The 571-nt window shown below is 41.2% G+C and carries 2 pseudogenes; both read right to left on the bottom strand.

The annotated features are described in order from the left end of the window. Positions 1–94 precede the first annotated feature (94 nt). Positions 95–424: pseudogene (locus QVO88_RS08645) on the bottom strand (hypothetical protein); the annotation flags it as partial. Then, a pseudogene (locus QVO88_RS12370) lies at positions 424–552 on the bottom strand (hypothetical protein); the annotation flags it as partial. The pseudogenes QVO88_RS08645 and QVO88_RS12370, both read right to left, overlap by 1 nt. Between the last annotated feature and the right edge of the window lie 19 nt (positions 553–571).

The raw sequence follows: 571 nt of genomic DNA, 5'->3' as shown, positions 1-571 counted from the left end.
ATTCCTATGAATAAATACGTCATTACATCATCTCCATTCCTAAATCTTCGGTTTCTTCCTTAGGACTGCAATCTTCATTCTGTTTTTGTTCATTTTCTGAAACAAAACCGCCAAGTCTGTTTGGAACATAATCGGAAAGCCATGTACCGCCGAACTGCTCGTGAGTCTGCAATCTCCACATCGCAAGTTTACCGACATCAAGCTGAACGTCATCAAACGGAAACAGCAGACAAGTCAGATTTTCATTTTTAAAAGTATATGCTTTTTCAAATCGACTTTCGTTCTGCAATATTCCGCTTTCCGTCAGCATATCGTTTATGCCGTCAACCCATTCTTTAAGGTCGCCGCCGCAGCCTTGCAGGATAAGAGCCTCGCTGTTATTCATTTTTCTCAGATCGTGTAAAGTAACGCTTATTATCTCCATTATTGCAAAACCTCCTTCCCATAATATTTCTTCAGCAAATTTATGACGAACTGCTGCCCCCTGCCCGTAACAAACGTCTGCTGATAAGTCTTTGTCATAGTCGGAGTTTCAAAAACCGACTCCTTTACGGAAAAATATCCTCAGTCG

The organism is Ruminococcus sp. CAG:57 (assembly GCF_000435935.1).
GTDB classification, from domain to species: Bacteria; Bacillota; Clostridia; order Oscillospirales; family Ruminococcaceae; genus Hominimerdicola; species Hominimerdicola aceti.
The sequence above is the reverse complement of the archived record's forward strand: the minus strand, read 5'-3'. Positions and strand labels throughout refer to the sequence as shown.